Origin of the sequence: Kribbella sp. NPDC004536 (genome assembly GCF_042873835.1) — a bacterium.
In the GTDB taxonomy this organism is placed as follows: domain Bacteria; phylum Actinomycetota; class Actinomycetes; order Propionibacteriales; family Kribbellaceae; genus Kribbella.
The window spans coordinates 433,773-456,768 of sequence record NZ_JBIALY010000003.1; the positions used below are offsets into that span (position 1 = coordinate 433,773).

A 22,996-nucleotide genomic window follows, 5' to 3' on the forward strand; every position below is an offset into this window, starting at 1 on the left:
CAGGACGGGGGCGGGTAGTCATGAGATCCCATCGGTTGTCGTTTAAGGTCGTCGATCGTGACTCCGCCCACTGACTCGGACACGCAGCGCATCCCGGTCCGCTACTGGATCTGGCTGTTCGGCGCCGCCGTCTCCCTCCTCGGCGACCTGACGATGAGCTTCGCCATCGGCTGGTCGGCGACCCGGCACGGTGGTGGGGTCGCCGGGGTCATCCTCTTGCTGGCCGCGGCTCCCCGCGCCGTGCTGCTGCTGATCGGCGGCGCCATCGGAGACCGGTACGGCGCGCCACGGGTGCTGTTGGTGAGCTGTACGGCGATGTTCCTGGTCACCGCGACGCTGGTCCCGACAACGCGCGCCGTGGGGGAGCCGGTGTGGTTGCTGTGCATCCTCGCGGTGGTGATCGGGGTCATCGACGCGTTCTTCCTACCCTCGTCGCGGGCGATGCCGCGGCTGCTCGTGCCCGCACCGCAGGTGCCCCGGGCGCTGGCGAGCTTCCAGGTCACCGGGGTCGTGTTCGCCGTCAGTGGCACCGCGGTCGGCGGCCTGCTGGTCAACTGGGCCGGGATGTCCGCGGCGGCCGGCTTCGACGCGATCACCTTCGCGACCATGCTCGCGGTGCTCTACGTGTTGCGCGGCACGACGACCCCGCACGGGACCAGGCGGAGCGGGATGTTCCGCTCGATCGCGGAGGGCGTCCGGGCCGCGTTCGGGCGGCCGCTCACCCGGGCCCTGCTGATCACGATGACGATGGCTGCCGGTCTGCTGATGCCGATGGACGCGCTGCTGCTACCGCTGCTGGCCCGCGACCATCACTGGGACGCGAAGACGGCGGCGGTCCTGATCGCGACCCGGAGCATCGGTGTCGGAGTCGTGTCGATCCGGATCCTGATGCGTGGTGCGTTCCAGCGGCCCGGGGTCGTCGCGATGGTCGGCCTGCTGGTGGCCGCGGTGGGCTTCGCCGGGCTTTCCATGGTGCACGTACTGCCGCTCGCGATCGTCTTCGCGGTGATCAGCGGAATCGGCGTCGGCGCGTTCACCGGCCACGTTCTGCCGCTGCTGATGAACTCGGTCGAGAGCGAGTACCAGTCACGGCTGCAGTCGGTGATCGTGCTCTGCCAGAGCCTGGCCCAGGTCGTGATGAACCCGCTCCTGGGCAGCCTCGCGGACGTGCAGGGGATCCGGATCACCGGCGTCTGCCTCGGCATCGGCGTCGCGATCACGCTGATCGGCGTGACCGCGCTCAGCCGCCCGGTGATCCGGAACGCTCGCGTCTCCTGACGGCTAGGGCTTGCCGGGGGCGCGGTAGGTCCAGCCGGCGGTGCGCCAGGCTTCGACGTTCAGGTTCAGGCGGGCGTCCACGACGACCGGGGTGGCGACGACGTCCTTGAGGGTCGCGGGGTCGAGTTCGCGGAACTCGGGCCACTCGGTGAGGTGCAGTACGGCGTGGGCGTCGCGGCAGGCCTCGACGGCGGACTGGGCGTAGCGCAGGGTGGGCCGGACGCGGCGGGCGTTCTCCATCGCCTCCGGGTCGTACACCGTGACGTTCGCGCCGTGCAGCTGGATCCGGCCGGCCACGTCGAGCGCGGGCGAGTCGCGGACGTCGTCCGTACCGGCCTTGAACGCGGCACCGAGCACCGTGACGTTCTTGCCGGACCACTCGCCGCCGAGCATCTCGTGGGTGAGGTCGACGATCCGGGCGCGCCGGTGCTGGTTGATGTCGTCGACCTCGCGGAGCAGCGTGATGACCTCCTCGACGCCGAGCTCACCGGCGCGGTGCATGAACGCGCGCAGGTCCTTCGGCAGGCAGCCGCCACCGTACCCGGGGCCGGCGTTCAGCATCCCGCGGCCGATCCGCTTGTCGTACCCGAGCGCGTCGGCCAGCTGGGTGACGTCGGCGCCGGTCGCGTCGGCCATCTCGGCGAGTGCGTTGATGAACGAGATCTTCGTGGCCAGGAACGCGTTCGCGCCCGCCTTCACCAGCTCCGCGGTGGGCAGGTTGCAGACCACGACCGGCGTACCTTCGGCGATCGGCGTCGCGAACACCTCGCGCAGCCGGGCCTCGGCGGCTTCGGACTGCACACCGAAGACCAGCCGGTCCGGGTGCAGGGTGTCGTCGACGCCGTGTGCCTCGCGGAGGAACTCCGGCTGCCAGGCGATCTCGACGCCGGTACCGGCCGGGGCCTCGGCGTGGAAGCGGGCCTCGACGATCTTCGACGTACCGACCGGGACCGTGGAGCGGCCGACCACCAGCGCCGGCCGGGTCAGCAGCGGCGCGAGCATGTCCACGACAGAGTGCACCTGCGCCAGGTCGGCGGCCTCGCTGCCCTCGAGTTGCGGCGTACCGACGCAGACGAAGTGCACGTCGGCCCAGTCTGCGATCTCGCTGTAGTCCTTGGTGAACCGCAACCGGCCGGAGTCCACGTGTTTCTTCAGCAGCGGATCCAGCCCGGGTTCGTACAGCGGAGCCTTGCCGTCGTTCAGCAGCTTCAGCCGGTGCTCGTCGATCTCGACCCCGATCACGTCGAAACCGAACTCGGCCATCCCGGCGGCGGTGTTGGCGCCGAGGTAGTTGGTGCCGATGACGGCGATCCGGAGCGGACGGGACGTCGCTTCACTCATGTCCGGGACTCTACCCATCGTGGTTATCAACGCGTGACCGGCGTATGGCCGGGGCGTGCGCTGTTGGTCACTTTCGGCGTACGACGTCCTCCGCACGGCGATGGTTCGTCGTACTGTGTGACTCGTGAGTAACTCATTCGAGCTGTACGCGCTGTCGGAGGAGCACCAGGCGATCCGCGCGGCCGTCCGCGACGTCTGCGACGCCAAGGTCGCCCCGCACGCGGGCGACGTGGACGAGCTGGCCGAGTTCCCCAAGGCGTCGTACGACGCGCTGAAGGCGTCGGACTTCCACGCCCCGCACATCCCGGAGGAGTACGGCGGGGCGGGTGCGGACGCACTCGCCACGGTGATCGTGATCGAGGAGGTCGCCCGCGCCTGCGCGTCGACGTCGCTGATCCCGGCCGTGAACAAGCTCGGCTCGCTGCCGCTGCTGCTGTCCGCCTCGGACGAGGTCAAGCAGCGCTACCTGCCGCCGGTCGCGTCCGGTGACTCGATGTTCTCGTACTGCCTGTCCGAGCCCGAGGCCGGTTCGGACGCCGCCTCGATGAAGACCCGCGCGGTGCTCGACGGCTCCGACTACGTGCTGAACGGCGTGAAGCGCTGGATCACCAACGCCGGCGTGAGCGATTTCTACACGGTGTTCGCGGTGACGGACCCGGACGCGCGGTCCCGCGGGATCTCCGCCTTCGTGGTGGAGAAGGCCGACGACGGGGTGTCGTTCGGCGCGCCGGAGAAGAAGCTCGGCATCAAGGGTTCACCGACCCGCGAGGTGTACTTCGACAACGTCCGGATCCCCGCGTCCCGCCTGATCGGCGAGCCCGGTACCGGCTTCGCGACCGCGATGCAGACCCTCGACCACACCCGCGTGACGATCGCCGCGCAGGCCCTCGGCATCGCCCAGGGCGCCCTCGACTACGCGCTCGGCTACGTCCAGGAACGCAAGCAGTTCGGCAAGGCGATCGCCGAGTTCCAGGGCCTGCAGTTCATGCTCGCCGACATGGGCATGAAGATCGAGGCCGCTCGCCAGCTCACCTACGCCGCCGCCGCGAAGTCCGAGCGCAACGACGCCGACCTCACCTACTTCGGCGCCGCCGCCAAGTGCTTCGCCTCCGACACCGCGATGGCCGTCACCACCGACGCCGTCCAACTCCTCGGCGGCTACGGCTACACCCACGACTACCCGGTCGAACGCATGATGCGCGACGCCAAGATCACCCAGATCTACGAAGGCACCAACCAGGTCCAGCGCATCGTGATGGCCCGCCAGCTGCTGAAGGGTCTCAGCTGAGAGAACGTTCAGTGGCGTGAAACGTTCACCGCCTGTTGCCCGATACAACCAGTTGAGAGGAGCTGGTTCGGGTTGTGTGAGACGTGCGCGCGGTTGCTGGCGCTGCGGCGGTTGATCGAGCGGCCGGCAGCGCTGTTCGGAACGATCGGGACGGACGCGGTGCTGGACGCCTGGTTCGGTCGGCGGTCGCCGGTGTTCCCTGCCCGCAACGCGCCGCTCGCCTCCCGGCCGGAGCGCGAGGCGAGCTGAGCGGGCTCGTCACCCGGCGGGCGTGACGGCGATGACCTTGCCGTGGATGCGGCCCTCGTCAGCCTGCTCGTGGATCTTGGGCAGGTCGCTCAGCGGTACGCGCTGGGCGATCTCGACGTGCAGGTCGCCGCTGTCGACGAGGGCGACGAGCTGCGAGAGTACGGTCGCGTCGGGGTGGACGAAGATCGTGGTGGCACGTACGTTCCGCGCCTCGTCGCCTGGCGTGGTCACGGTCGGTGTGGTGGAGACGACCACGCCGCCGTCGCGGACCAGCGCCACGAGGTCGGTGAACCGGTCAGGGCTGATCGGGGCCAGGTTGAGCAGCACATCGACAGGTTCGGTCACCGCGTCGAGAAGCGAGGTCGTCGTGTGGTCGATGATCTCGTCGGCGCCCGCGGTCTTGACGATCGCGCTGCTGCGCGGACTCGCGGTGGCGACGACGTACGCACCGGCGCATTTGGCCAGCTGCACGGCGTAGCCGCCCACCGGGCCGCCGGCGCCGTTGATCAGCACCCGCTGACCGGCCGTCAGGCCGCCCGCTTCGAACAGAGCCTGCGAGGCGGTGAGCCCGACCGACGGCAGCCCGGCCGCGTCGGCGAGCGGAATCCGCGCCGGGGCCGTCACCAGGGCACCGGCCGGCGCGACGACGTACTGAGCCGCTGAGCCGTCGGCGTTCATCGGGATGAACCCGATCACGTCGTCGCCCACGCGGAGTCCCTCGGCCCGGTCGCCGAGCGCGTCGCCGGCCCCGTCGCCGAGGGCGTCGATCGTGCCGGAGACGTCGTAGCCCGGAACGTGCGGCAGCGTCACCGGGATCGGCAGGAAGCCGCCGCGGAGGCCGCCGTCGGCCGGGTTGAACGCCGATCCGGCGACCCGGATGCGTACCTCGCCGGCGCCGGGCACCGGCTGCTCGGCGTCCTCGTACCGCAGCACCTCCGCGCCGCCCGTTTCGTGGAACCGCACTGCCTTCATGGAAGTCACCCTTCGAGGATGTGCTTCGGATTCGAAGCAACTGCCGACGACGTTAGCAGTGCTTCGAACTCGAAGCAAGTGCTTCGACTTAGAAGCACTGATACGCTCCGCCCATGACGCCATCGCCGTCGCTGGACCCCACGCAGCTGGGTGCGTACTTCGCTCTCATCGAGGCGAGCAGCCTGCTGAAGCACGCCGTCGAGCAGCAGTTGCAAGAGGCCGGCCGGCTCAGCTACGTGCAGTTCCAGCTCCTGGCCAGCCTCGGCGACTCGCCGACGGACAGCCGGCGGATGACCGACCTGGCCGACGGTGTCGTCTACAGCCGCAGCGGGCTGACCTACCAGGCCCAGACGCTGGAGAAGCGTGGCCTGGTGACGCGCACGCAGTCCGCCGATGACGAGCGCAGCGTCACCGTCACCATCACCGAGGCCGGACGTTCGGTGCTCGCCGGGGTCTTCCCCGGTCACATCGCCATCCTCGACGACCTGCTGTTCGCCTCGCTGTCCCGCTCCGACATCGAAACCCTCGCCGACATCCTCGGCCGCGCCCGGGACCACATGCGTCGGACGCCACCGCGATCGGCGCAACCGCGGCGACGAAAGAAGCCCGCCGGCTAGGTACCTGCGTGAGCAGAGTGATTGCTGGGTTACACTCCGTGTCCGCAGTGGGGGAAGGATGCCGGAGTTGGTCACGAGTGAGGTGCTGGCAAGGATCGCGGGGGAACGTGACTGGGATGCGCTGCAGGTCGTGTGTGACCAGCATCTGCTGTCGGTCGAAGGGGAGCTCGCGGCGCAACTGCTCGGCGTGCTGACGCTGGTTCCGGACGACGAGCTGCGGGCTCGGCCGCGGCTGATGATGTCGTGGTTGTGCGTGTACTACGCGGCCACGCAGCCGGAGGCCCTCGAGCTGAGGCCGTTCCTGCGGCACTACACCGAGCTTGGGACCCGGCTCGCGGCGTCGATGGACATTGCCAACGAGACGTCGGTGGCGACGCTGACGACGGTCGGCGTCGCGGCGATGATCGCGCTGCGGGAGCAGGGGCGGTGCGTCGACGCGGAGGAGCTCGGCGAGCGGCTCACGGCCCGGGCGGCGCAACTCAGTCCGTTGCCCGGGGCCGACGGTGCGTGGCGGCCAGGGTGGTTGCCGTTGCAGCGTGGGCTGACCCGGACGTTGACCGACGAGCTGCCGGCCGCGGTCGAGTTGTACCGGCACGCGTACGAACTGGCGACCCTCGAGCCGGTGCCGGCCGGTACGGCGCTGAACGCCTCCGCGAACCTCGCGATGATCTTCGCGAACCTCGGCCACACCGGTCCGGCCGGGCAGTGGCTGCGCCGGATGCGGGAGTTCGAGGCGCCGTCGCCGCGGGTCCGGTACCTGCTCACCGTCGGCGGATCGATCGCCGAGGGCTGGGACGCGTTGGACCGCTACGACGACAGTGAACTGGCGCGTGTGCTGGAGACCGTCGGCGACGGTACGCGGCGGATCGAGGTGTGGCCGTTCGCGGCGGCGCTGATGTTCGCGCACGGGCTGTACCGCGGCGACCAGGCCGCCGCGCTCGCGCATCTCGATACGCTCCGCCTCAGCCACGCGCCGGAGCTCACCGAACTCCCGGCCGCCGCGCGGATCATGCGCCGGGCGTTGATCGATCTCCTGATCGCCACCGGACAGGGGACCCGGGCGTTGCGGCTGATCAAGGAAAGCGGTGCAAACGAACCGTGGCTGACGCTGCCGGCCGCACGGGTCCGGTTCCTGAACGGCGAGTACGGCGCCGTCCGGGCGTTGGCTTCGCGGCTGTCCTGGGGCAGCGTGACGTCGTACCGGGATCTGCGGCAACTGCTGCTGTTGAAGGCGATCGCGGCGTTGCGGACCGGGGACCCGCACGAGGCGCGGGCGGCGGCTGATCTGACCGATCGGTTGCGGGCGCCGGACGAGGTGCTGTCGCTGGCGTCGCTGTCGGCGGCCGATCGAGCGGAAATCCAGCAAATCAAGGAGTTTCCGTTGACCGACGAAGCGCGGGAACGGCTCGCGCGGGCGCCCGGGGTGTTTCCGGATCGGCTGGATCTGGTGGAGCTGACGAGCCGGGAACACGCTGTGCTGGCCGAGCTGGACGACGGTGGGAGTACGCCGGAAATCGCCGGGAAGCTGGTGGTTTCGGTGAACACCGTGCGTACGCAGGTCAAGAGCGTCTACCGGAAGCTTGGTGCTTCCAGCCGGGAGGGTGCGGTGTTGCGGGCGTACGAGCTCGGGTTGCTCTAGAAGAGGGTGCTGCCCAGCGGTCGCTGCTGATCGAAGCCGGGGAGGATCAGGAAGGTTGCGCTCGCGGTGGTCCTGGTGAACGGGAGCAGGGCGTCGCCGTTCTCCATGTGGGTGAGCGTTGCGGTGAACGTACGCAGGCTGTTCTGGAAGCTGATGAACAGCAGGCCCGGGTTGGGTTCGTCGATGCTGTACGAACGGCGGAGCATCAGGCCGACGCCGACGACGGCCGCGTGCGCGCGACGGGCGTGGGCGCCGGCGGGGACGAGGTAGCGTCCGTCGGGCGTTTTCGCGCCGAGGTCGGGGCCGTCGGCAACTACTCCGCCGGACAACGGGATGCCGGTGTCGCGGTGCCGGCCCATCACCGCTTGCTGTTCGTCGACGGAGAGCGCGGCGAAGCGGCGCAGGTCCAGCTCCATCCGCCGGACGACAGCGATCGTACCGCCGGCCACCTCGCTCGGCTCGGCGATCCAGAGGTCGCGCTGTTGCTCCTCCTCGGTGTGCGGGCCGACGATGCCGTCGATGAAGCCCAGCTGATTGCGCGGCGCTGTCAACCCTTCCGCAACCGCAACCGAAGGCCCACGCCGAGCCGACTGCCGCCAACGCTCCTTCAGCCGCCCCCCGGCCCGCTCCAGCAACGCAGCCGCCACCACCGACAACACCAACGCATCACTAGCACAAACCTGCACCAACAAATCCCCACCCCGCGCCCCATCCCCCACCGCTTCATGCCCAAACACAGGCAGCTCCGCCGCCCCAGGCAACTCCCCACCCCCGACCCCACCCCCGCCGCCACCACCGGCGTCACCACCGGCGTCACCACCGGCGTCACCACCGGCGTCACCACCGGCTCCGGTGGCACCCCGGCCCCCGGCCCCGGTGCCAGGCCTCCGGTTGGCGACCATTCGCATCAGTTCTGGGCCTACGCCGACGGTGACTGTTAAGTCGCCAGGTTCGAGGCCGAGTAGGCGGGGGGACTTGCCGGAGGTCAGCTCGAGGATCGTCTCGCCGAGGTCAGCGAGCAGCCGGCCGACGGCAACCGATGGCGTGACATCCGCGACGACCGCGAGGAGGTTCAGTTGGGGAGTGCGTGGGGTGGTGACGCCTGCTTGGTAGCGACCGGTCGGTGGTACCGCAGTGCTTGGTGGAGTGTGGGACTGCTGAGTGGAGGTAGCCGAGCAACCGGCGGTGGTAGCGGCAGCGGAGAGGGCAGCTACGGTGAGGAGGGTGCGGCGTGACGGGCGGTCGTCGGCTCGGATCACGGAGCGAGAGTGCCACATCACCCGGAGTACTCGCGAATCGGCCGACCGTGCCACACTTCCGCCATGTTGCGTGCGGTGGTCCTGGTCGTAGGTGTGCTGGCGTTGGCGGGATGCAGTGGTGCGGAGGCGGATCAGGTACGGCGCCCCGCCGGGGACCATGTGACGATCCACGTACCCGCGGACGCCCCGACGATCTCAGCAGCGGTTTCCGTAGCGCAGCAAGGCGATCTCGTATTGGTCGCACCCGGGACCTACCACGAGTCGGTACGCATCACGACCCCGCACGTGACACTGCGCGGCGAGTCCCGCGCCAAGGTCGTGATCGACGGCCGGCTCCAGCAGCCGAACGGCATCGTCGTGACCGCGCCCGGTGTCGCGGTCGAGAACCTGACCGTCCGCGGCAACACGCAGAACGGCGTACTCGTCACGGGTTCTGTGAAAGCGGCCGACGAGCAGCCGGGCGATGGCGGGTACGACACGGGAGACGAGCCCGTACGGTTCCTCGACTCGTTCCTGGTGTCGCATGTGACGTCGACGCGGAACGGGCTGTACGGCATCTACGCGTTCTCCGCGCAGAACGGCGTGATCGAGCAGTCGTACGCGTCCGGTGCGGCCGACTCCGGGATCTACGTCGGGCAGTGCAAGCCGTGCCACATCGTCGTACGGGACAACGTTGCCGAGTACAACGCGGTCGGGCTCGAGGGTACGAACGCGAGCGGCGACATGTACGTCGTACGCAACCGGCTGACGGGCAACCGGGTCGGTCTCACGACGGGCTCCGACCACCAGGAGAAGCTCCTCCCGCAGGAGGGTGCCGTTGTCGCCGGCAACCTGATCGCGAACAACCAGCAGCCCGCGACACCCGAACAGGCCGACGGCGGCTGGGGCATCGGCGTAGGCATCGACGGCGGCAGCGCAAACCAGATCGTGCACAACCGCATCTCCGGAAACGCGAACGCAGGAGTGATCCTCACCGCCACCCAGGACCTGCCGCCGGACAACAACAAGATCGTCGGCAACACCTTCACCAATAACACCCTCGACGTCGGCTGGACCTTCCCCACCCCCACCAAAGGCCACAACAACTGCATCTCCGGACCCATCCGCCGAACGATCCCGTCCACCCTCGCAACCACCGCCCCGTGCGGTGGAGGAGAGAAAGCGGGGCTGCCGTCCCGCGCACCCTCACCGTCTGTTCCGGGGGCTCGTGTTGTGTCGCCGTCGGGTAGCTGGGCTGCCCCGACCCCGCCTCCCGGCATCCCGTTCAGTGAGGTTGCTGCGCCGCCGGCGCAACCGGAGCTCGCCAACGCCAAGACCACCGGCGCCACTGCAGTCCCCGCCACTCCCGGCCTGCCGGCCCTCGCGACGCTTGCCGCACCTCCCACGTCCTTCCTCGCCGACCACTCCCTCGCCCGCGCCGGCTAAGCCGGCGACCTTCACCGACCGCCGGGGGATCAGTTGGGTGGGGGGATGTAGGGCTGGGTGTCGAAGTCGATGGTGAGGGGGTGGGGTTCTGAGGCTACGGTCAGCTGGACGCGGTACATGGTGCCGTCCGGGCCGAGGGAGTAGCGGACGGTGCCGTCGGTGCCGGGGTGGTTGCGGGCGGCCGGGCCGGTCATGATCTCGACCTGGTGGCCGTTGACGGTGTCCTGGCCGATCCGGGTGGCGCCGTTCTGGGGGAGGAGTTGGGCGTTGTCGGGGCGGTCGCTGCCCAGGCCGATCGCGATCCGGAGCGCGGTGTCCAGCGCGCTGCCGGTCGGCTGCAGCGGGCGGGTGTTCCACGCCGACGCGTCCGCGATCGGCGCGACCGACAGCGACGTCAGATTCCAGCGGACGAACCCGTCGCTGGACGAGTTGCGGCCGTTGCCGTGGAGTTCGCCGGCGGCGCGTTTCGCCCGGAAGTCCACCGACGCGGTGACCACCACACCGCCGGCGGCGTCCGGCACCGTGATGCGTACCGCGCGCCCACCGGTTTCGTAGTTGCGGAAGCGCGTGATCGCGAGCCGGTTCGCCTCGTCCGCGGTCAGTGCCCGCGGTGCCGCCGCTCCGGAGCCGGTGCCGACGACGGCAAGTACGAGCGCGGCCACGGCACACGCCGCCAGACCAGCTGCGACCACCCATCTGGTCCGGTGCGTCAGGTTTCGCATGCCGCGGACGCTAACAGGCAATCAGTTTCACCCAGTAATTCACCCGATACCGAGAGTGTTCGACGGTCCCGTTCTGCTTGGCTGAATCGATTTAAGAGCACGACCACAAAGGGGACAGCAACAACTATGAGAAGACGGCTGCTGCGTGCGGGGGTGTCGGGCCTGTTACTGGCCGGCAGTACCGCGGGCACGATGGTGGCGGCGAGCGGTGCGGCCGGTGCCGCGACCGCGGACGGGACACTGACAGTTCAGGTACTGCGGGACTTCTTCGGTACCGGGGTGATCAACGCCGCGATGGACACGCCCCAGCAGGGCATGGTCGTCGAGGTCACCGACGTCGCCGGGCATCACGTCCGGGGTACGACGGACGCGACCGGGAAGGTCGTCGTACCACCGTCGGCCACCCTGGTCGGCGGGCAGTACCGCGTGGACGTGTCGATCCCCGCGCCGTACGACGGCTACCTGCGGCCCGCGCCTGCGTCGACCAAGGACAACCATTTCGACAGCTTCACGTCGTTCGTCGACGTCCGCAACGGCCAGGCCGACTCGGTGGTCACCGCGGTCTGGAACCCGGCGGACTACACGCTGCCGGACTCGAAGTACTACGTGCCGGTGCAGAGCCCGGCCGTGAACGCCGACGGTTCGGCGCCCGACCCGAACGCCCGTGCGCTGGTGTCGTTCGGCCAGGACGCACGCGGTACCTGCCCGGACCAGCTCGCCTGCCCGAAGGTGGTCAACACCCAGGCACAGGTCGGTACGACGTGGGGTCTGGCGTACGACAAGTACCGCAAGCGCATCTTCCAGGCCGCGTTCGCGAAGCGCTACACGGAGTACGGTCCTGAGGGCGGCGGCGCGATCTACACGACGCCGCTCGACGACTCGGGAGCGCCGACGCTGTTCACGAAGGTGGCCGGCGCCGCGCTGACGCCGCACGGTCCGGGCGACCTGCGCAAGGATCCGTTGTTCACCGATGCCCCAGGCAAGGAAAGCCTCGGCGGTCTGGCGCTGTCCGAGGACGGCAGGACGCTGTACGCAGTGAACCTGCGGACCCGCCGGCTGCTGAGCTTCGACGCCACCGGCGCCGCGGCCGCGCTGCCGGAGAAGTCCGTACAGATTCCCGACCCGGACTGCGCCGCGGCCGACGACTGGCGGCCGTTCGCGCTGACCGCGCACGACGCCCAGCTTTACGTCGGCGGCGTGTGCTCGGCGGAGAGCACCAAGCAGCGCAGCGACCTGAAGGCGGTCGTCTACAGCTACGACGGCTCGACGTTCACGCCGGTCCTCACGCAGAGCCTCGGATTCGACCGCGGCCAGGTCCTGCAGGGGTGGACCACGCAGACCACGAACCACTGGAACCCATGGGACAGCAGCCTGCTGAACTGGGAGAGCCGCGCGATCAGCCCCAGCCTGTACGTCAACCCGCAGCCGGAGCTGGCCACCCTGGCCTTCACCCGGAACGGGTCGATGATCCTCGGCTTCCGCGACCGGTTCATGGATGTCATCGGCAACGGCCAGGACCCGCGTCCGCTGAACAGCCAGATCGAGGCCGGCATGTCCGGTGGCGACATCAACATGGCCTGCGCGAAGCCCGGCGGCGGGTACGACTGGGAAGGTACGGGCAGCTGCCCGAACCACGGCACGACCGCGACCAACGGGCACGAACCGGACGGCGTGGTCGAGTACTTCCACGGCGACTTCTTCGATCCGAACCGCTCGGGCAACGGACTGCACCAGGAGACGTCGCAGGGTTCGGTGGCCTACATCCCGCAGCAGCAGTGGGTGGTCAGCACCGAGCTCGACCCGGCGCGGGACGTGAGCTCGAACGGCGCCGGCTTCTACAACGTCGAGACCGGTGTCGGCCCCGGCCAGGAGAACCCGGCGCACGGGTATCAGTTCATTGGCCCGACCAACAGTTTCGGCAAGGCCGGCGGTCTCGGTGACATCGCGTACGAGGCGGCGAACGCGCCGATCCAGATCGGCAACATCGTCTGGTTCGACGGTGACCACAACGGCATCCAGGACCCCTATCATGAGGACGAGGTGCCGCTGGCGGGTGCGACCGTCAACCTGATCGATGCCGACGGCAAGCAGGTCGACAGTACGCAGACCGACGCCGCGGGCGAGTACTACTTCGGCGGCGTCGGAGCGAAGTACGAGCTGACGCCTGGAGCCAAGTACACCGTCGAGTTCAACGTCTGTACGGCCGACACCGGCAACGTACCGAAGCAACCGGCGGCGACCGATCTGCGGTTCACCCTGCCGGTGGCGGGTTCCGATCGGGCGCACGACTCGAACCCGACGCCGCCCACCTCCGGGCAGCTCTGCAAGGCGTCCACGCAGGTGACGGCACCCGGCAGCCCGGGCGGGGTCGACCACACAATCGACGCGGGCGTCTACATCCCGGCCCCGGTCCCGCCGACGACTCCCACACCGAGTCCGACACCGACGGCGACACCCAGCCCGACCGTCACGCCTACCCCGTCGGCAACGCCTACCCAGTCGGCGACGCCGACCGTGGCGCCGACGACCACCGAGCCGCCACCCGGTCCGGGCGGCAACCTGGCCGGCACCGGCGCGCCGGTCTCGCCGCTGCTGATCATCCTCGGCGGCCTACTGGCAGCCGCCGGCGCAGCGTTCCTGCTGATCGGCCGGAAGCGCCGCGCCAACCGGCAGCACTGATCACCCCCGCTGTGGGTCGGCGTCCGCTTCCTTGCTGAGGCGGTCGCCGACCTCGAGGGACTTCCAGAGGTCGCGCTTCACTTTGACGTCGCGGACCTCGCCGCTGTCCAGCTGCACTTCGAGCTTGCGGTAGAGGTTCGCGCCGTCGTACATGGCGCGCGACTTCTTCACGACGACTCCGGTCCAGGCTTCCCCGTCGGCCATTGGTAAGTCCTTCGTCACGGTGCGTGCGGACGGCTGAAGCCTATCGGCTCGGGGTCCGGCAGCCGTCAGTGTGCGCGGCCGAGTCGTGTTGCGGCGAACGCGGCGGCCGCCGCGACCAGGCCGATCACGAAGACGACCACCAGCGTGAGCCAGAGCGATCGGGTGACGGCGTCGAACACGGCCGCCGGCGCGATGCCGTCCGGCAGCCGGTCGAGAGCGAGTTGCCGGACAACCAGCACCAGGATGCCCAGCACGACCATCGAGGCGGCGACACCGAGACCGGTGCCGATCAACGTACGGCGACGACGTACTGCGATGCACAGACCGAGCAGGAGCAACCCACCCGCAAAGAACGGCAGCACCGGGCCGTACCGGTCCAGCAGCCGGTAGCCGCGCTGGACCCGGACCAGGTCCGGCGAGGAGAAGAGCTCGAAGCTCTGCTGGACATCGGGGATCCGCTGCGCGGCCGTGAATCCCGAGGCGACCAGGCGATCTCTGGCCGCCGCGACGAACGGCCCGAGCTCGATGCTGACCGTACCGCTGTCCAACCCGACCGGCCCGCGGCCGGCGAGAATGTCGAGCAGTTGCCCGTGTGCCGACCGGAGCGCGCTGCTCCACAGGCTCTGGAACGTGTCGCTCTCGACCAGCCCACCGACCTGGCGGCGTACGACGCCGCGCGCACCGTTCGCGATCCGGTCCGGCAGGTTGCGCAGGATCACGTCGGTGACCCGGTCGGCGACGGCGTTGCGTACGTCGGTGTCTGCGGCCAGCGGGGCGACGTTGCCGACGAACCGGTCGGTGTCGGTCACCTGCGTCCGCGCCCACGCGCCGGCAACCGCGACCGGCGCCAGCAGGCACCCGGCGACGATCAGGACGGCCGCGAGCACGGTCCTGACCCTTTTCGTGTCCGTCATGGGCTCCCAGGGTGACCCGCGCGAGCGCCGGCTTCCTCCTCCGAATCGGGTGAGCAGCCGCGTCCGGCGCGGTCCTACGCTGCAACGTGAGCCCACTGCGAGAGGGGTCACCGTGACAGAGACACAGCCGACCGTCTTCCAGCAGGTGCGCGTCCTGGACGTACGCCACGGCACCGTCGGCGACCCGGCGCAGGTCGTGGTCCGCGACGGCGTCGTCGACCAGATCTCCGCGGCGGCGGAGGTACCGCCCGGCGCGCGCGTGGTCCCGGGCGACGGGCGGACGCTGATGCCGGGGCTGATCGACGCGCACTGGCACTCGCTCTTCGCCGCGGTGCCGCTCGCCACCGCGATGCTGGGCGATGTCGGGTACCTGCACATCGTCGCCGCGGCGGCCGCGCGGGAGACGTTGCTGCGCGGCTTCACCACGGTCCGGGACGCCGGTGGTCCGTCGTTCGGGCTCAAGCAGGCGATCGACGCGGGGCTGATCCCCGGCCCGCGGATCTACCCGTCGGGCGCGATGATCTCGCAGACCGGTGGACACGGTGACTTCCGGACCCGGCACGAGGTTCCGCGCGGCCGCACCGGGCACCTCAGTCATGCTGAGCTGGTGGGTGCCGTACGGATCGCCGACGGCGTCAGCGCGGTGTTCGAGGCCGCCCGGGAGCAGCTCATGCTCGGTGCGTCCCAGCTCAAGCTGATGGCAGGCGGCGGCGTCGCGTCGCCGTACGACCCGTTGGACGTCACCCAGTACACCGAGGACGAGCTGCGCGCGGCGGTCGAGGCTGCGGAGAACTGGGGTACGTACGTCATGGTGCACGCCTACACCCCGCGCGCCGTACGGCAGTCGGTCCGGGCCGGGGTGAAGTGCATCGAGCACGGCCAGTTGCTCGACGAGGAAACCGTCGCGTTGATGGCCGAGAACGGTGTCTGGTGGTCGCTGCAGCCCTTCATGGACGACGAGGACTCCCCGCCGGTCCCGCCGGGGAACCAGTCGAAGTTCGACCAGATGGTGCAAGGGACCGAGACGGCGTACGAGCTGGCGCGCAAGCACGAGGTCCGGCTGGCCTGGGGTACGGACACGTTGTTCGACCCGGGGCTGGCCGCCAAGCAGGGCAAGCAGCTCGCCAAGACGGCGCGGTGGTTCACGCCTGCCGAGGTACTGACGATGGCGACGGTCACCAACGCCGAACTGCTGACCCTGTCCGGTGAGCGGAACCCCTACCCAGGTGTCCTCGGCGTCGTCGAGGAGGGCGCGCTCGCCGACCTGATCCTCGTCAACGGCAACCCGCTCGACGACCTCCAACTGCTGGCCACGCCGGAGACGTCGTTCGCGGTGATCATGAAGCAGGGCGAAGTGGTCAAGGAGAGCTAGGGCCAGAGCTGCGGCTGGATCGCGGGGTCGGTGTAGTCCGGGTCGGGGTTGTGCCGGACGAGCTCGTCGTTCGGGTGCGCGGATCCGGCCCGCCACCGGTTTCCGGCCGGCTGAAGGTGGATCGCGATCGATCGTCGCGGCGACGTACTGAGGTTCGCCGAGCTACCGTGCACCGTCCGGCAGTGGTGGAAGCTGACCTGCCCGCGTTTCATCCGCGGTACGACGGGCGCCGGGTCGAACCCCTGCGCGACGATCGAGGCCTCCAACCCGGCCGCGTCCTGCGAGAAGAAGTCCAGCCCGGTGACCGGCCACCGATGACTGCCGGGCATGAACGCGACCGCCCCGTTCACCTCGTCGACGTCGTGGAACCCGACCCACGCGGTGAGCATCTCGTCCGACGTACACGACTGCCAGTACTGCCGGTCCGTATGCCACCCGACCTTCCCTGCCGACCCGCCCGGCGGTTTGTACAGCAACTGGTCGTGCCACAAGCGAATCCCGTCCGCGCCGGACAACGCCGCCGCGGCTTCCCCGATCGCCGGATGCCGAACCAGCGCAGCGAGTTCGTCGACCCGCAGCGACGCGTAGTCGTTCTTCCTGAGTACGTCGGCGTCCGAGGGCTGCCAGCCCCGCGTAGCTCGTACGTCGGGCAGCACATGATCGTGATCGCCCGCGTAGAACCGTTCCATGCCGCGCTCGGCCGCGTCCAGTACGTCGGGCGGGATGATCACCGGCGAGATCCAGTAGCCGTGTTCCCGGTAGAAGGCAATGTCGTCAGCGTCCATGCAGACCACGTTAGGAACCAACGCCTGCTCCGAGCGTTGCCGATGTTCAGCTGATTGGACACAATCTTCAGGTGTCCTTGTACCGGCCCGACGGGCTGCGCGCGGGCTTCCACGCCGACGGGTTCGCTCCGGGCAGCGGCCTGCTGCACGCCGGCGAGCAGTGGGTCCCGGAGCAGTTTCTCATCGAGCCGCACGAGCATCCGGTCTGGGAGATCTACCTGCAGCAGCACGGAACCACGCACTGGATCGCGGATGGTGAGAGCTATGCCTTGCACCCGGGGCACCTGTTCGCCGTACCGCCGGGGGTCAGGCATCACCTCGCGGGCCGGTCCGGCAATCACCACTTCTACTTCGCGGCCGTCGACCTCGGCATCGTCGGCCGGCGGCACCCCGGTCTCGCGATGCCATCGGGTGTGGTGCACCGGGAGGCCGGTGAGCTCACGTACGCGTTTGCGCAGTTGGTCCGTGAGCTCACCACGCGGTACGAGTACGCCGACACCGGTCTGACGCTTGCCGTCGACCACCTGGTCCTCGCGTTCTCCCGGTCGCTGGCGCCGGCCGCCGTACCGCAGTTGCCGATGCATCCAGCCGTACGGGCGGTGAAACGCCTGCTGGACCAGGAGTTTCACGAACGCTGGACGTTGCCCGAGTTGGCCGATCGCGTCGGGCTCGCACCGGCGTACCTCGCCGAGTTGTTCGCCGCCGAGCTCGGCCAGCCCCCGCATCGCTATCTCAACGAGCGTCGAATCGACCGCGCCCGGCAACTGCTGGAGTCCAGCGACGTGACGGTCACCGCCCTGGCGCTGAGCCTCGGGTTCAGCTCGAGTCAGCACTTCGCCCGCGTCTTCCGGCAGTTGACGGGCAGTACGCCGACCGCGGTCAGATCGTCACGAGCGCGGTGATCCCCAGCGCGACCCCGACCAGATAGGTGCCGAGGGCTCCGATGTCGCGGAGCGGGCCGTGTGCGGCGAGTGTTGCCGAGCGCAACATTCCGATCGCGTGCGTGAACCGGACCACGACGCAGGCGACAGCGAGTACGTCGACCACCCAGCTGCTGGACAGCGCCGAGCAGACGAGCAGCAGGACGATCATCGTCGGGATGTACTCGGCGGCGTTGCCGTGCGCGCGGACCGCGATCAGCAACTTGTCGGCCGGATCGGTCGGCAACTGGTTGCCGCCGCCGCGGAGCGCGCGGTTGCGCGTCACGTTGGCGCCGAGCAGGAACAGCAGGATGCCCAGCAGGGCCATGCAGACAACGGTGACGGTGTCGAGTTTCATACCAGTGCTCCTTCGAACAGGTGGCTCACGATGGTGTGGCTGAGTCGGGTACCGAGCAGTGCGTCGGTCTTGTGCATGCCGCCGGGGCAGGTGACGTTGACCTCGATCAGCCGGCCGTCGATCACGTCGACGCCGGCGATCGCCAGGCCGTGCTTGCGGAGTTCGGGTCCGAGAGCGGCGACGATCGCGCGGTCGTCCGCGTCGATCTCGGCCGGCGCGACCGGCGGGCCGATCCGGAAGTCGTCCGCGCCCGGCCGCCGGACGACCGCGCCGACGAGTTCGCCGTCCAGCAGGAACAACCGTTTGTTGCCTTGCGCAACCGCCGGCAGGTACTGCTGGGCGATCACCTGCCGGCGGCCGCCGTACGTCGCCGACTCGAGCAGCGCGGTCGCGCCCGGGTCGTCGTGCACCAGCCAGACCCCGTTTCCGGCGAATCCGTCCACCGGTTTCACGACCGCCGTGCCGACCTCGGCGACGAACGACCGCAGTGCGTGCGGACGCGTGCCGACGTACGTTGCCGGACACAGCTCGGGGAACCGCAACGCGATCAGCTTCTCGTGCAGTGCGCGGATCCCCTCCGGATGGTTGATCACCCGCGTCCCGGCATGGTCGAGCAGGTACGTCGTGTGCAGGTACCGCGCGTCGACCGGCGGATCGATCCGTAGGTGCACCACGCCGAACGACGCGACGTCCACGACCGCCGTACCGAGCTCCTCGAACCAGGTCGGGTCGACGATCCACCGGTGATCGTCACCGGCGACCCGCGGCCGCAGCCGGATCCGCCGGGCGCGGGCGCGGACCCGGCCGTCGGAGAACGCCAGCTCCTCGGGTTCACACGTCCACACGTCGAGGCCGAGGCTCTGGGTCGCGACCATCAGGCCGATGCTCGCGTCGACGTCAGCCTGCAACCCGGGCAACGGATCGGTGATGAACAGTGCGCCGCTCATCTCGCCACATCCCTTCTGTGCAAGGGGTTCGCCGGAGGACGTGCCGCCGGTGTACGTCGTCGTACATGAGCCGCCGGAGCACGGCGACCGCCTGCTCGGCCAGTGCCGGCTCGAGCGCGTCGAGGAAGCGCACCTCGAGGTAGGTCCCGCGCGGGCGGACCGGTGGGAACAGCGTGCTGAGGTGCCCGGCCGGACCGTCGACGAAGACCGTGGCGCCCGCGGCGAAGGCGGTGTACGCCGTGACCGGGTCGTCGCCGTGCAGCAGCCGGTCGTCGAACGCCGTCCGCGCCGGATCGACCGCCTGCCAGGTAGCGAGCCGCGTACTCCGGTTGAACCGCGCGGCGAGGGACGGCCCGGCGAGGTTGAGTACCCGCCACTGCTCGAGGCCGGCGCGACCCGGCCACCAGTCGAGGCAGATCTGCGTGGACGCGGTCCGCCGCATCATCACCCGGCCGGACGGCCCGATCCGGTCGAAGTGCCGCTGCATCGCGACGTACCGCGGCGACGTCAACTGCAGCGGCACGTCCGCGCGCGGATCGACCGGGATCGGCCGCAGCGTGATCCCGTCGAGCCGGCGACGCAGCCCGGCGGTCGCCCGGCGCAGGTCGCGGACCGGGTCGGGCGCCGGCGGCAGGCTCAGCTCGAGCTGCCCGCCCGGCTCGAAGCTGACGTACGGGGATCCCGCGACGGCCTGCCGGACGACGTCGATCGGTACGACCGACCCGTCCGCTGCGGCGACGACGTACTCCTGCTCGATCGCGACCCGCGTCGACCGCTCCCGCCCCCGGGCGAACAGTCCCGCGACCACCGGTCGAAGTTCTCTGGGATCCATCGGACCCTCCCTGATACCGTAAGGATTCCTGTCGAAATATTGGAAGGTATCCTTACGGTATGTCAAGACCTCAGAGGCGCCGTCCGAAACACAAACCGCTGATCGCCCTGCTCGACCGGGCCAATCGCGCCTTCCAGACGGAGATGGTGCGCAAGGCGCACGCCGACGGGCACACCGAGCTGAAGATGGCCCACAACGCGGTCTTCGGCACCCTGCACGGCGAGGGCGCGCGGGCCGCGGACATGGCCGCGCGGGCCGGAATCACCCGGCAGTCGATGGGCGAGGTGATCCGGGACATGGTCGCGCTGGATCTCCTGGAGATGAAGGCCGACCCGAACGACGGCCGCGCGAAGGTCGTCACCTACTCCGAGCACGGGATGGAGGTCGCCTGGGACGGCTTCGAGCATCTCGCCGACCTCGAGGAACTGTTCGAGCAGGAGTTCGGCGAGCAGGAGTACGCGATCGTGCGGGACGTCCTCGAGCGGCTGATCGTCCTGCTGGACAAGCTCTCGGCGGATCAGGTCTCGCCCTCGGCCGGCGGCAGCGTCGGGTAGTCGCCGATCGGGTAGAGGCCGACGGTGAAGCCGTACGTCGTACCGCCCGCCCGCGGGAGTTGGTCGAACGCATGGATCAACGCATCCACCTGCTGCCAGAACTCCGCGGCCCGCTCCTCCGGGATCCGCGCATGCCGGATGAACGAGCGCAGCTGCCCCGCGTCGTACGCCGGTTTCGACTCCTGCGCGGCAACCTCGAAGTCGTTGAAATCATGGGGCAGTTGGCCCTCTGCGCCCTGCCGGCCGAGGCCGACGTAGAACATCCGCGCCGCGCGCCCGTAGAACCGCTCCTCGATCGCGCGCACCCGCCGGGTCCGGACGACGCGCAGGATGCCGGCGTCGGTCAGTACCTTCACGTGGTGCGCGACCGTACTCTTCGGCCGCCCGACCGCGGTGGCCAGCTCGGTCACCGTCGCCGCGCGCTCGTGCAACAGCCCGAGAATCGTGGTCCGCAGTGGGTCGCTGATCGCCCGCACCTGCTCCGCGGTGGTCAGCTCGACGGTGTCCGCGAGCTCGTAATCGGGGACCGGCCTGTTGATCGGCATGGTTCGAATAGACTAGCATCGCCGATTGTTCGAGATATTTGGATCATTGGAGCTGATGATGGCCGAGGTCGTGCTGTACCACCACTCACAGGGACTCACCGACGGGGTGAAGGCGTTCGCTGAGGAACTCCGGCAGGCGGGGCACACCGTGCATACGCCCGACCTGTACGAGGGCAACACGTACGCGACCCTCGACGAGGGCATGGAGTACGCGCGGGCGACCGGGTTCGGGAAGATCGCGGAGCGCGGCGTCGAGGCGGCGCAGGAGCTGCCCGCGAATGTCGTGTACGCCGGCTTCTCGCTCGGTGTCGTACCTGCCCAGCAGCTCACGCAGACGCGTCCGGGTGCTGTCGGCGGGTTGTTCTTCTACTCGTGCCTGCCGGCCGAGGAGTTCGGGGCGTGGCCGGAGGGCGTACCGGCGCAGGTGCACGCGATGGAGGAGGACCCGTTCTTCGCCGAGGAGGGCGGCGACATCGACGCAGCCCGCGCCCTGGTCGCCGCCAACAGCTCGGTGGAGCTGTTCCTCTACCCCGGCAAGGAGCACCTCTTCGCCGACTCCTCCCTCCCCGGCTACGACGAGCCCGCAGCCAAGCTCCTCCTCCAGCGCACGCTCGATTTCTTGTCCTAGGCCTGTGCTGCCGCCTCGACCGCGACCGGAACCTCAGCGCGCTTGGTGGGGATGAAGGAGGCCACTGCCAAGGCGGTGAGGGCGGCGCCGGCGCCGATCAGCAGGACGACCCGGAAGCCAGTCTGCGAAGGCAGGGTGTAGCCGCCCAGGCTGATCGTCAGGTTGGCCAGGACGACGCCGGCCACCGCACTCGACACCGACGTACCGATCGACCGCATCAGCGTGTTGAAGCTGTTCGCGGCCGCGGTCTCCGAGACCGGTACGGCGGACATGATCAGCGCCGGCATCGCGCCGTACGCCAGCCCGATGCCGGCGCCGATCAACAGCGACACCAGCACGAGCTCCCAGACCGATCCCATCAGTACGCTGCCCACGCCGTACCCGAGCGCGACCACGAGCGCGCCGAGCATCAGCGTGACCTTCGGGCCGCGGGTCTTCGAGATCTTCGCCGAGAACGGCGCCGCGACCAGCATGACCAAGCCCGACGGTCCCATCACCAGACCGGACGCGAGCATCGACTGACCCAGTCCGAAGCCTGTTGCCTTGGGCATCTGCAGCAGCTGCGGCAGGACCAGCGACATTGCGAACATCGCGAACCCGAACACCATCGACGCCAGGTTGGTCAGCAGCACCTGCGGACGCGCGGTGGTGCGCAGGTCGACGAGCGGCTCGGTGGTACGCCGTTCCCACCAGCCCCAGGCGAGCAGCGCGGCGACGGCGAGCGCGAACAGGCCGATCGTACGGCCGCCGGTCCAGCCCCAGCTCGAGCCCTGGGAAATTGCCAGCAGCAACGAAATCAGGCCGATCGACAGCCCGAGCCCGCCGAGCAGGTCGAACCGGCCGCCGGAGCGGACCGACGACTCCGGGACGAAGCGCAGCACCAGGCCGAAGACGATCACGCCGAGTCCGGCCGACACCCAGAACAGCGTGTGCCAGTTGAAGTTCTCGGCCAGCAACGCGGCCGCGGGCAGGCCGAGCGCACCGCCGACACCGAGCGAGGCGCTCATCTGCGCGACCGCCGTACCGACCTTCTCGGACGGCAGTTCGTCGCGCATGATGCTGATGCCGAGCGGGATCACGCCGGCGGCCAGGCCCTGCAGTGCGCGGCCGACGATCATCGGCGTGAGCGAGCTGCTCAACGCGGCGACGACCGAGCCGAGGACCAGCATGCCGACGCTGATCAGCAGCATCCGGCGCTTGCCGTACATGTCGCCGAGCCGGCCCATGATCGGGGTCGCGACCGCGGCCGCGAGCAGGGTGGCGGTGATCGCCCAGGCGGTCCCGGAGGCGGACGCGTGCAGCAGTCGCGGCAGCTCGGGAACGAGCGGGATCACCAGGGTCTGCATCAACGCGACCGTGATACCGGCCGAGGCGAGCACCGGCACGACGGCCCCGGTACGCACAGATGGAGCAGCGGACATCACAGCCTCCGGCTGAAATAGATAGTTGGTTTCTGCAACCAAAAGAC

At 69.5% G+C, this 22,996-nt stretch carries 23 protein-coding genes; 11 read left to right on the forward strand and 12 right to left on the reverse strand.

The window, feature by feature from the left end:
* Window positions 1–57: 57 nt before the first annotated feature.
* Entirely contained in the window at window positions 58–1,278 is a 1,221-nt protein-coding gene (locus tag ACFYRU_RS27245; RefSeq protein ID WP_387663466.1) for an MFS transporter, read from the forward strand.
* A gap of 3 nt (window positions 1,279–1,281) precedes the next feature.
* Here the strand turns inward: ACFYRU_RS27245 and ACFYRU_RS27250 are convergent, their stop codons facing one another.
* Entirely contained in the window at window positions 1,282–2,619 is a 1,338-nt protein-coding gene (locus tag ACFYRU_RS27250; RefSeq protein ID WP_387663469.1) for a UDP-glucose dehydrogenase family protein, read from the reverse strand.
* A gap of 124 nt (window positions 2,620–2,743) precedes the next feature.
* Here ACFYRU_RS27250 and ACFYRU_RS27255 point away from each other — a divergent pair, with 124 nt between their 5' ends.
* A complete protein-coding gene (locus tag ACFYRU_RS27255; protein ID WP_387663472.1) occupies window positions 2,744–3,907 on the forward strand; it encodes an acyl-CoA dehydrogenase family protein in 1,164 nt (387 codons plus the stop codon).
* Window positions 3,908–3,979: 72 nt separating this feature from the next.
* A complete protein-coding gene (locus tag ACFYRU_RS27260) occupies window positions 3,980–4,156 on the forward strand; it encodes a hypothetical protein (protein ID WP_387663474.1) in 177 nt (58 codons plus the stop codon).
* Between the two features lie 9 nt (window positions 4,157–4,165).
* Here the strand turns inward: ACFYRU_RS27260 and ACFYRU_RS27265 are convergent, their stop codons facing one another.
* Complete coding sequence (locus tag ACFYRU_RS27265; RefSeq protein ID WP_387663475.1) at window positions 4,166–5,128, reverse strand: NADP-dependent oxidoreductase; 963 nt, start codon at window positions 5,126–5,128, stop codon at window positions 4,166–4,168.
* Between the two features lie 113 nt (window positions 5,129–5,241).
* On the opposite strand from ACFYRU_RS27265, the gene ACFYRU_RS27270 reads away from it, so the two are divergent.
* The gene (locus ACFYRU_RS27270; RefSeq protein WP_387663477.1) at window positions 5,242–5,745 is read left to right on the forward strand and encodes a MarR family winged helix-turn-helix transcriptional regulator; all 504 of its coding nucleotides are present in this window, start codon (window positions 5,242–5,244) and stop codon (window positions 5,743–5,745) included.
* Window positions 5,746–5,803: 58 nt separating this feature from the next.
* Window positions 5,804–7,384, forward strand: a complete 1,581-nt coding sequence (locus tag ACFYRU_RS27275) for a response regulator transcription factor (protein ID WP_387663479.1) — start codon at window positions 5,804–5,806, stop codon at window positions 7,382–7,384.
* On the opposite strand, the gene ACFYRU_RS27280 is transcribed toward ACFYRU_RS27275, so the two are convergent.
* Complete coding sequence (locus tag ACFYRU_RS27280) at window positions 7,381–8,643, reverse strand: Dyp-type peroxidase (RefSeq protein WP_387663481.1); 1,263 nt, start codon at window positions 8,641–8,643, stop codon at window positions 7,381–7,383. The genes ACFYRU_RS27275 and ACFYRU_RS27280 overlap by 4 nt on opposite strands.
* A gap of 63 nt (window positions 8,644–8,706) precedes the next feature.
* Here ACFYRU_RS27280 and ACFYRU_RS27285 point away from each other — a divergent pair, with 63 nt between their 5' ends.
* Entirely contained in the window at window positions 8,707–10,068 is a 1,362-nt protein-coding gene (locus ACFYRU_RS27285; RefSeq protein WP_387663483.1) for a right-handed parallel beta-helix repeat-containing protein, read from the forward strand.
* 29 nt (window positions 10,069–10,097) lie between these two features.
* Here ACFYRU_RS27285 and ACFYRU_RS27290 read toward each other — a convergent pair whose 3' ends face one another.
* Window positions 10,098–10,790, reverse strand: coding sequence for a hypothetical protein (locus ACFYRU_RS27290; protein ID WP_387663485.1), 693 nt, complete (start codon window positions 10,788–10,790; stop codon window positions 10,098–10,100).
* 126 nt (window positions 10,791–10,916) lie between these two features.
* Between ACFYRU_RS27290 and ACFYRU_RS27295 the strand changes: the two genes are divergently transcribed.
* The gene (locus tag ACFYRU_RS27295) at window positions 10,917–13,469 is read left to right on the forward strand and encodes an SdrD B-like domain-containing protein (RefSeq protein ID WP_387663486.1); all 2,553 of its coding nucleotides are present in this window, start codon (window positions 10,917–10,919) and stop codon (window positions 13,467–13,469) included.
* Here the strand turns inward: ACFYRU_RS27295 and ACFYRU_RS27300 are convergent, their stop codons facing one another.
* Window positions 13,470–13,673 carry a hypothetical protein gene (locus tag ACFYRU_RS27300; protein WP_387663488.1) on the reverse strand — a complete coding sequence of 68 codons (204 nt, stop codon included), beginning with the start codon at window positions 13,671–13,673 and terminating at the stop codon, window positions 13,470–13,472. It abuts the gene before it with no gap.
* A 65-nt stretch (window positions 13,674–13,738) separates the two neighbouring features.
* Window positions 13,739–14,587 carry a hypothetical protein gene (locus ACFYRU_RS27305; protein ID WP_387663490.1) on the reverse strand — a complete coding sequence of 283 codons (849 nt, stop codon included), beginning with the start codon at window positions 14,585–14,587 and terminating at the stop codon, window positions 13,739–13,741.
* A 112-nt stretch (window positions 14,588–14,699) separates the two neighbouring features.
* Here ACFYRU_RS27305 and ACFYRU_RS27310 point away from each other — a divergent pair, with 112 nt between their 5' ends.
* The gene (locus tag ACFYRU_RS27310) at window positions 14,700–15,959 is read left to right on the forward strand and encodes an amidohydrolase family protein (protein WP_387663492.1); all 1,260 of its coding nucleotides are present in this window, start codon (window positions 14,700–14,702) and stop codon (window positions 15,957–15,959) included.
* Here the strand turns inward: ACFYRU_RS27310 and ACFYRU_RS27315 are convergent.
* A complete protein-coding gene (locus ACFYRU_RS27315) occupies window positions 15,956–16,744 on the reverse strand; it encodes a phytanoyl-CoA dioxygenase family protein (RefSeq protein ID WP_387663494.1) in 789 nt (262 codons plus the stop codon). The two genes, ACFYRU_RS27310 and ACFYRU_RS27315, sit on opposite strands and share 4 nt — an antisense overlap.
* Before the next feature lie 71 nt (window positions 16,745–16,815).
* On the opposite strand from ACFYRU_RS27315, the gene ACFYRU_RS27320 reads away from it, so the two are divergent.
* Window positions 16,816–17,646 (forward strand): helix-turn-helix domain-containing protein, encoded by an 831-nt coding sequence (locus tag ACFYRU_RS27320; RefSeq protein ID WP_387663496.1) that lies wholly within the window; start codon window positions 16,816–16,818, stop codon window positions 17,644–17,646.
* Here ACFYRU_RS27320 and ACFYRU_RS27325 read toward each other — a convergent pair.
* From ACFYRU_RS27325 to ACFYRU_RS27335, 3 genes are read right to left on the reverse strand one after another with little or no spacing between them, the layout of a single operon-like run.
* Window positions 17,624–18,022, reverse strand: coding sequence for an MAPEG family protein (locus ACFYRU_RS27325; protein ID WP_387663498.1), 399 nt, complete (start codon window positions 18,020–18,022; stop codon window positions 17,624–17,626). The genes ACFYRU_RS27320 and ACFYRU_RS27325 overlap by 23 nt on opposite strands.
* Window positions 18,019–18,969 (reverse strand): hypothetical protein, encoded by a 951-nt coding sequence (locus ACFYRU_RS27330; RefSeq protein WP_387663499.1) that lies wholly within the window; start codon window positions 18,967–18,969, stop codon window positions 18,019–18,021. Before ACFYRU_RS27330 ends, ACFYRU_RS27325 begins: the two co-directional genes overlap by 4 nt.
* Entirely contained in the window at window positions 18,920–19,801 is an 882-nt protein-coding gene (locus tag ACFYRU_RS27335) for a glutamate-cysteine ligase family protein (RefSeq protein ID WP_387663501.1), read from the reverse strand. The genes ACFYRU_RS27330 and ACFYRU_RS27335 overlap by 50 nt, the downstream gene beginning before the upstream one ends.
* A gap of 59 nt (window positions 19,802–19,860) precedes the next feature.
* Here ACFYRU_RS27335 and ACFYRU_RS27340 point away from each other — a divergent pair, with 59 nt between their 5' ends.
* Window positions 19,861–20,355 (forward strand): MarR family winged helix-turn-helix transcriptional regulator, encoded by a 495-nt coding sequence (locus tag ACFYRU_RS27340; RefSeq protein WP_387663503.1) that lies wholly within the window; start codon window positions 19,861–19,863, stop codon window positions 20,353–20,355.
* Here ACFYRU_RS27340 and ACFYRU_RS27345 read toward each other — a convergent pair.
* Window positions 20,319–20,900 carry an ArsR/SmtB family transcription factor gene (locus tag ACFYRU_RS27345; RefSeq protein WP_387663505.1) on the reverse strand — a complete coding sequence of 194 codons (582 nt, stop codon included), beginning with the start codon at window positions 20,898–20,900 and terminating at the stop codon, window positions 20,319–20,321. The genes ACFYRU_RS27340 and ACFYRU_RS27345 overlap by 37 nt on opposite strands.
* Window positions 20,901–20,925: 25 nt before the next feature.
* Here ACFYRU_RS27345 and ACFYRU_RS27350 point away from each other — a divergent pair, with 25 nt between their 5' ends.
* A complete protein-coding gene (locus ACFYRU_RS27350) occupies window positions 20,926–21,528 on the forward strand; it encodes a dienelactone hydrolase family protein (protein WP_387663507.1) in 603 nt (200 codons plus the stop codon).
* Here ACFYRU_RS27350 and ACFYRU_RS27355 read toward each other — a convergent pair.
* Window positions 21,525–22,949 carry an MFS transporter gene (locus ACFYRU_RS27355; protein WP_387663509.1) on the reverse strand — a complete coding sequence of 475 codons (1,425 nt, stop codon included), beginning with the start codon at window positions 22,947–22,949 and terminating at the stop codon, window positions 21,525–21,527. The genes ACFYRU_RS27350 and ACFYRU_RS27355 overlap by 4 nt on opposite strands.
* Between the last annotated feature and the right edge of the window lie 47 nt (window positions 22,950–22,996).

What these genes read in the sequence shown, in the direction of transcription:
- ACFYRU_RS27250 (WP_387663469.1), bottom strand. Translation starts at nt 2,619, where the DNA reads ATGAGTGAAGCGACGTCCCGTCCGCTCCGGATCGCCGTCATCGGCACC.
- ACFYRU_RS27265 (WP_387663475.1), bottom strand. Translation starts at nt 5,128, where the DNA reads ATGAAGGCAGTGCGGTTCCACGAAACGGGCGGCGCGGAGGTGCTGCGG.
- ACFYRU_RS27270 (WP_387663477.1), top strand. Translation starts at nt 5,242, where the DNA reads ATGACGCCATCGCCGTCGCTGGACCCCACGCAGCTGGGTGCGTACTTC.
- ACFYRU_RS27275 (WP_387663479.1), top strand. Translation starts at nt 5,804, where the DNA reads ATGCCGGAGTTGGTCACGAGTGAGGTGCTGGCAAGGATCGCGGGGGAA.
- ACFYRU_RS27285 (WP_387663483.1), top strand. Translation starts at nt 8,707, where the DNA reads ATGTTGCGTGCGGTGGTCCTGGTCGTAGGTGTGCTGGCGTTGGCGGGA.
- ACFYRU_RS27290 (WP_387663485.1), bottom strand. Translation starts at nt 10,790, where the DNA reads ATGCGAAACCTGACGCACCGGACCAGATGGGTGGTCGCAGCTGGTCTG.
- ACFYRU_RS27295 (WP_387663486.1), top strand. Translation starts at nt 10,917, where the DNA reads ATGAGAAGACGGCTGCTGCGTGCGGGGGTGTCGGGCCTGTTACTGGCC.
- ACFYRU_RS27300 (WP_387663488.1), bottom strand. Translation starts at nt 13,673, where the DNA reads ATGGCCGACGGGGAAGCCTGGACCGGAGTCGTCGTGAAGAAGTCGCGC.
- ACFYRU_RS27305 (WP_387663490.1), bottom strand. Translation starts at nt 14,587, where the DNA reads ATGACGGACACGAAAAGGGTCAGGACCGTGCTCGCGGCCGTCCTGATC.
- ACFYRU_RS27315 (WP_387663494.1), bottom strand. Translation starts at nt 16,744, where the DNA reads ATGGACGCTGACGACATTGCCTTCTACCGGGAACACGGCTACTGGATC.
- ACFYRU_RS27325 (WP_387663498.1), bottom strand. Translation starts at nt 18,022, where the DNA reads ATGAAACTCGACACCGTCACCGTTGTCTGCATGGCCCTGCTGGGCATC.
- ACFYRU_RS27330 (WP_387663499.1), bottom strand. Translation starts at nt 18,969, where the DNA reads ATGAGCGGCGCACTGTTCATCACCGATCCGTTGCCCGGGTTGCAGGCT.
- ACFYRU_RS27335 (WP_387663501.1), bottom strand. Translation starts at nt 19,801, where the DNA reads ATGGATCCCAGAGAACTTCGACCGGTGGTCGCGGGACTGTTCGCCCGG.
- ACFYRU_RS27340 (WP_387663503.1), top strand. Translation starts at nt 19,861, where the DNA reads ATGTCAAGACCTCAGAGGCGCCGTCCGAAACACAAACCGCTGATCGCC.
- ACFYRU_RS27345 (WP_387663505.1), bottom strand. Translation starts at nt 20,900, where the DNA reads ATGCCGATCAACAGGCCGGTCCCCGATTACGAGCTCGCGGACACCGTC.
- ACFYRU_RS27355 (WP_387663509.1), bottom strand. Translation starts at nt 22,949, where the DNA reads ATGTCCGCTGCTCCATCTGTGCGTACCGGGGCCGTCGTGCCGGTGCTC.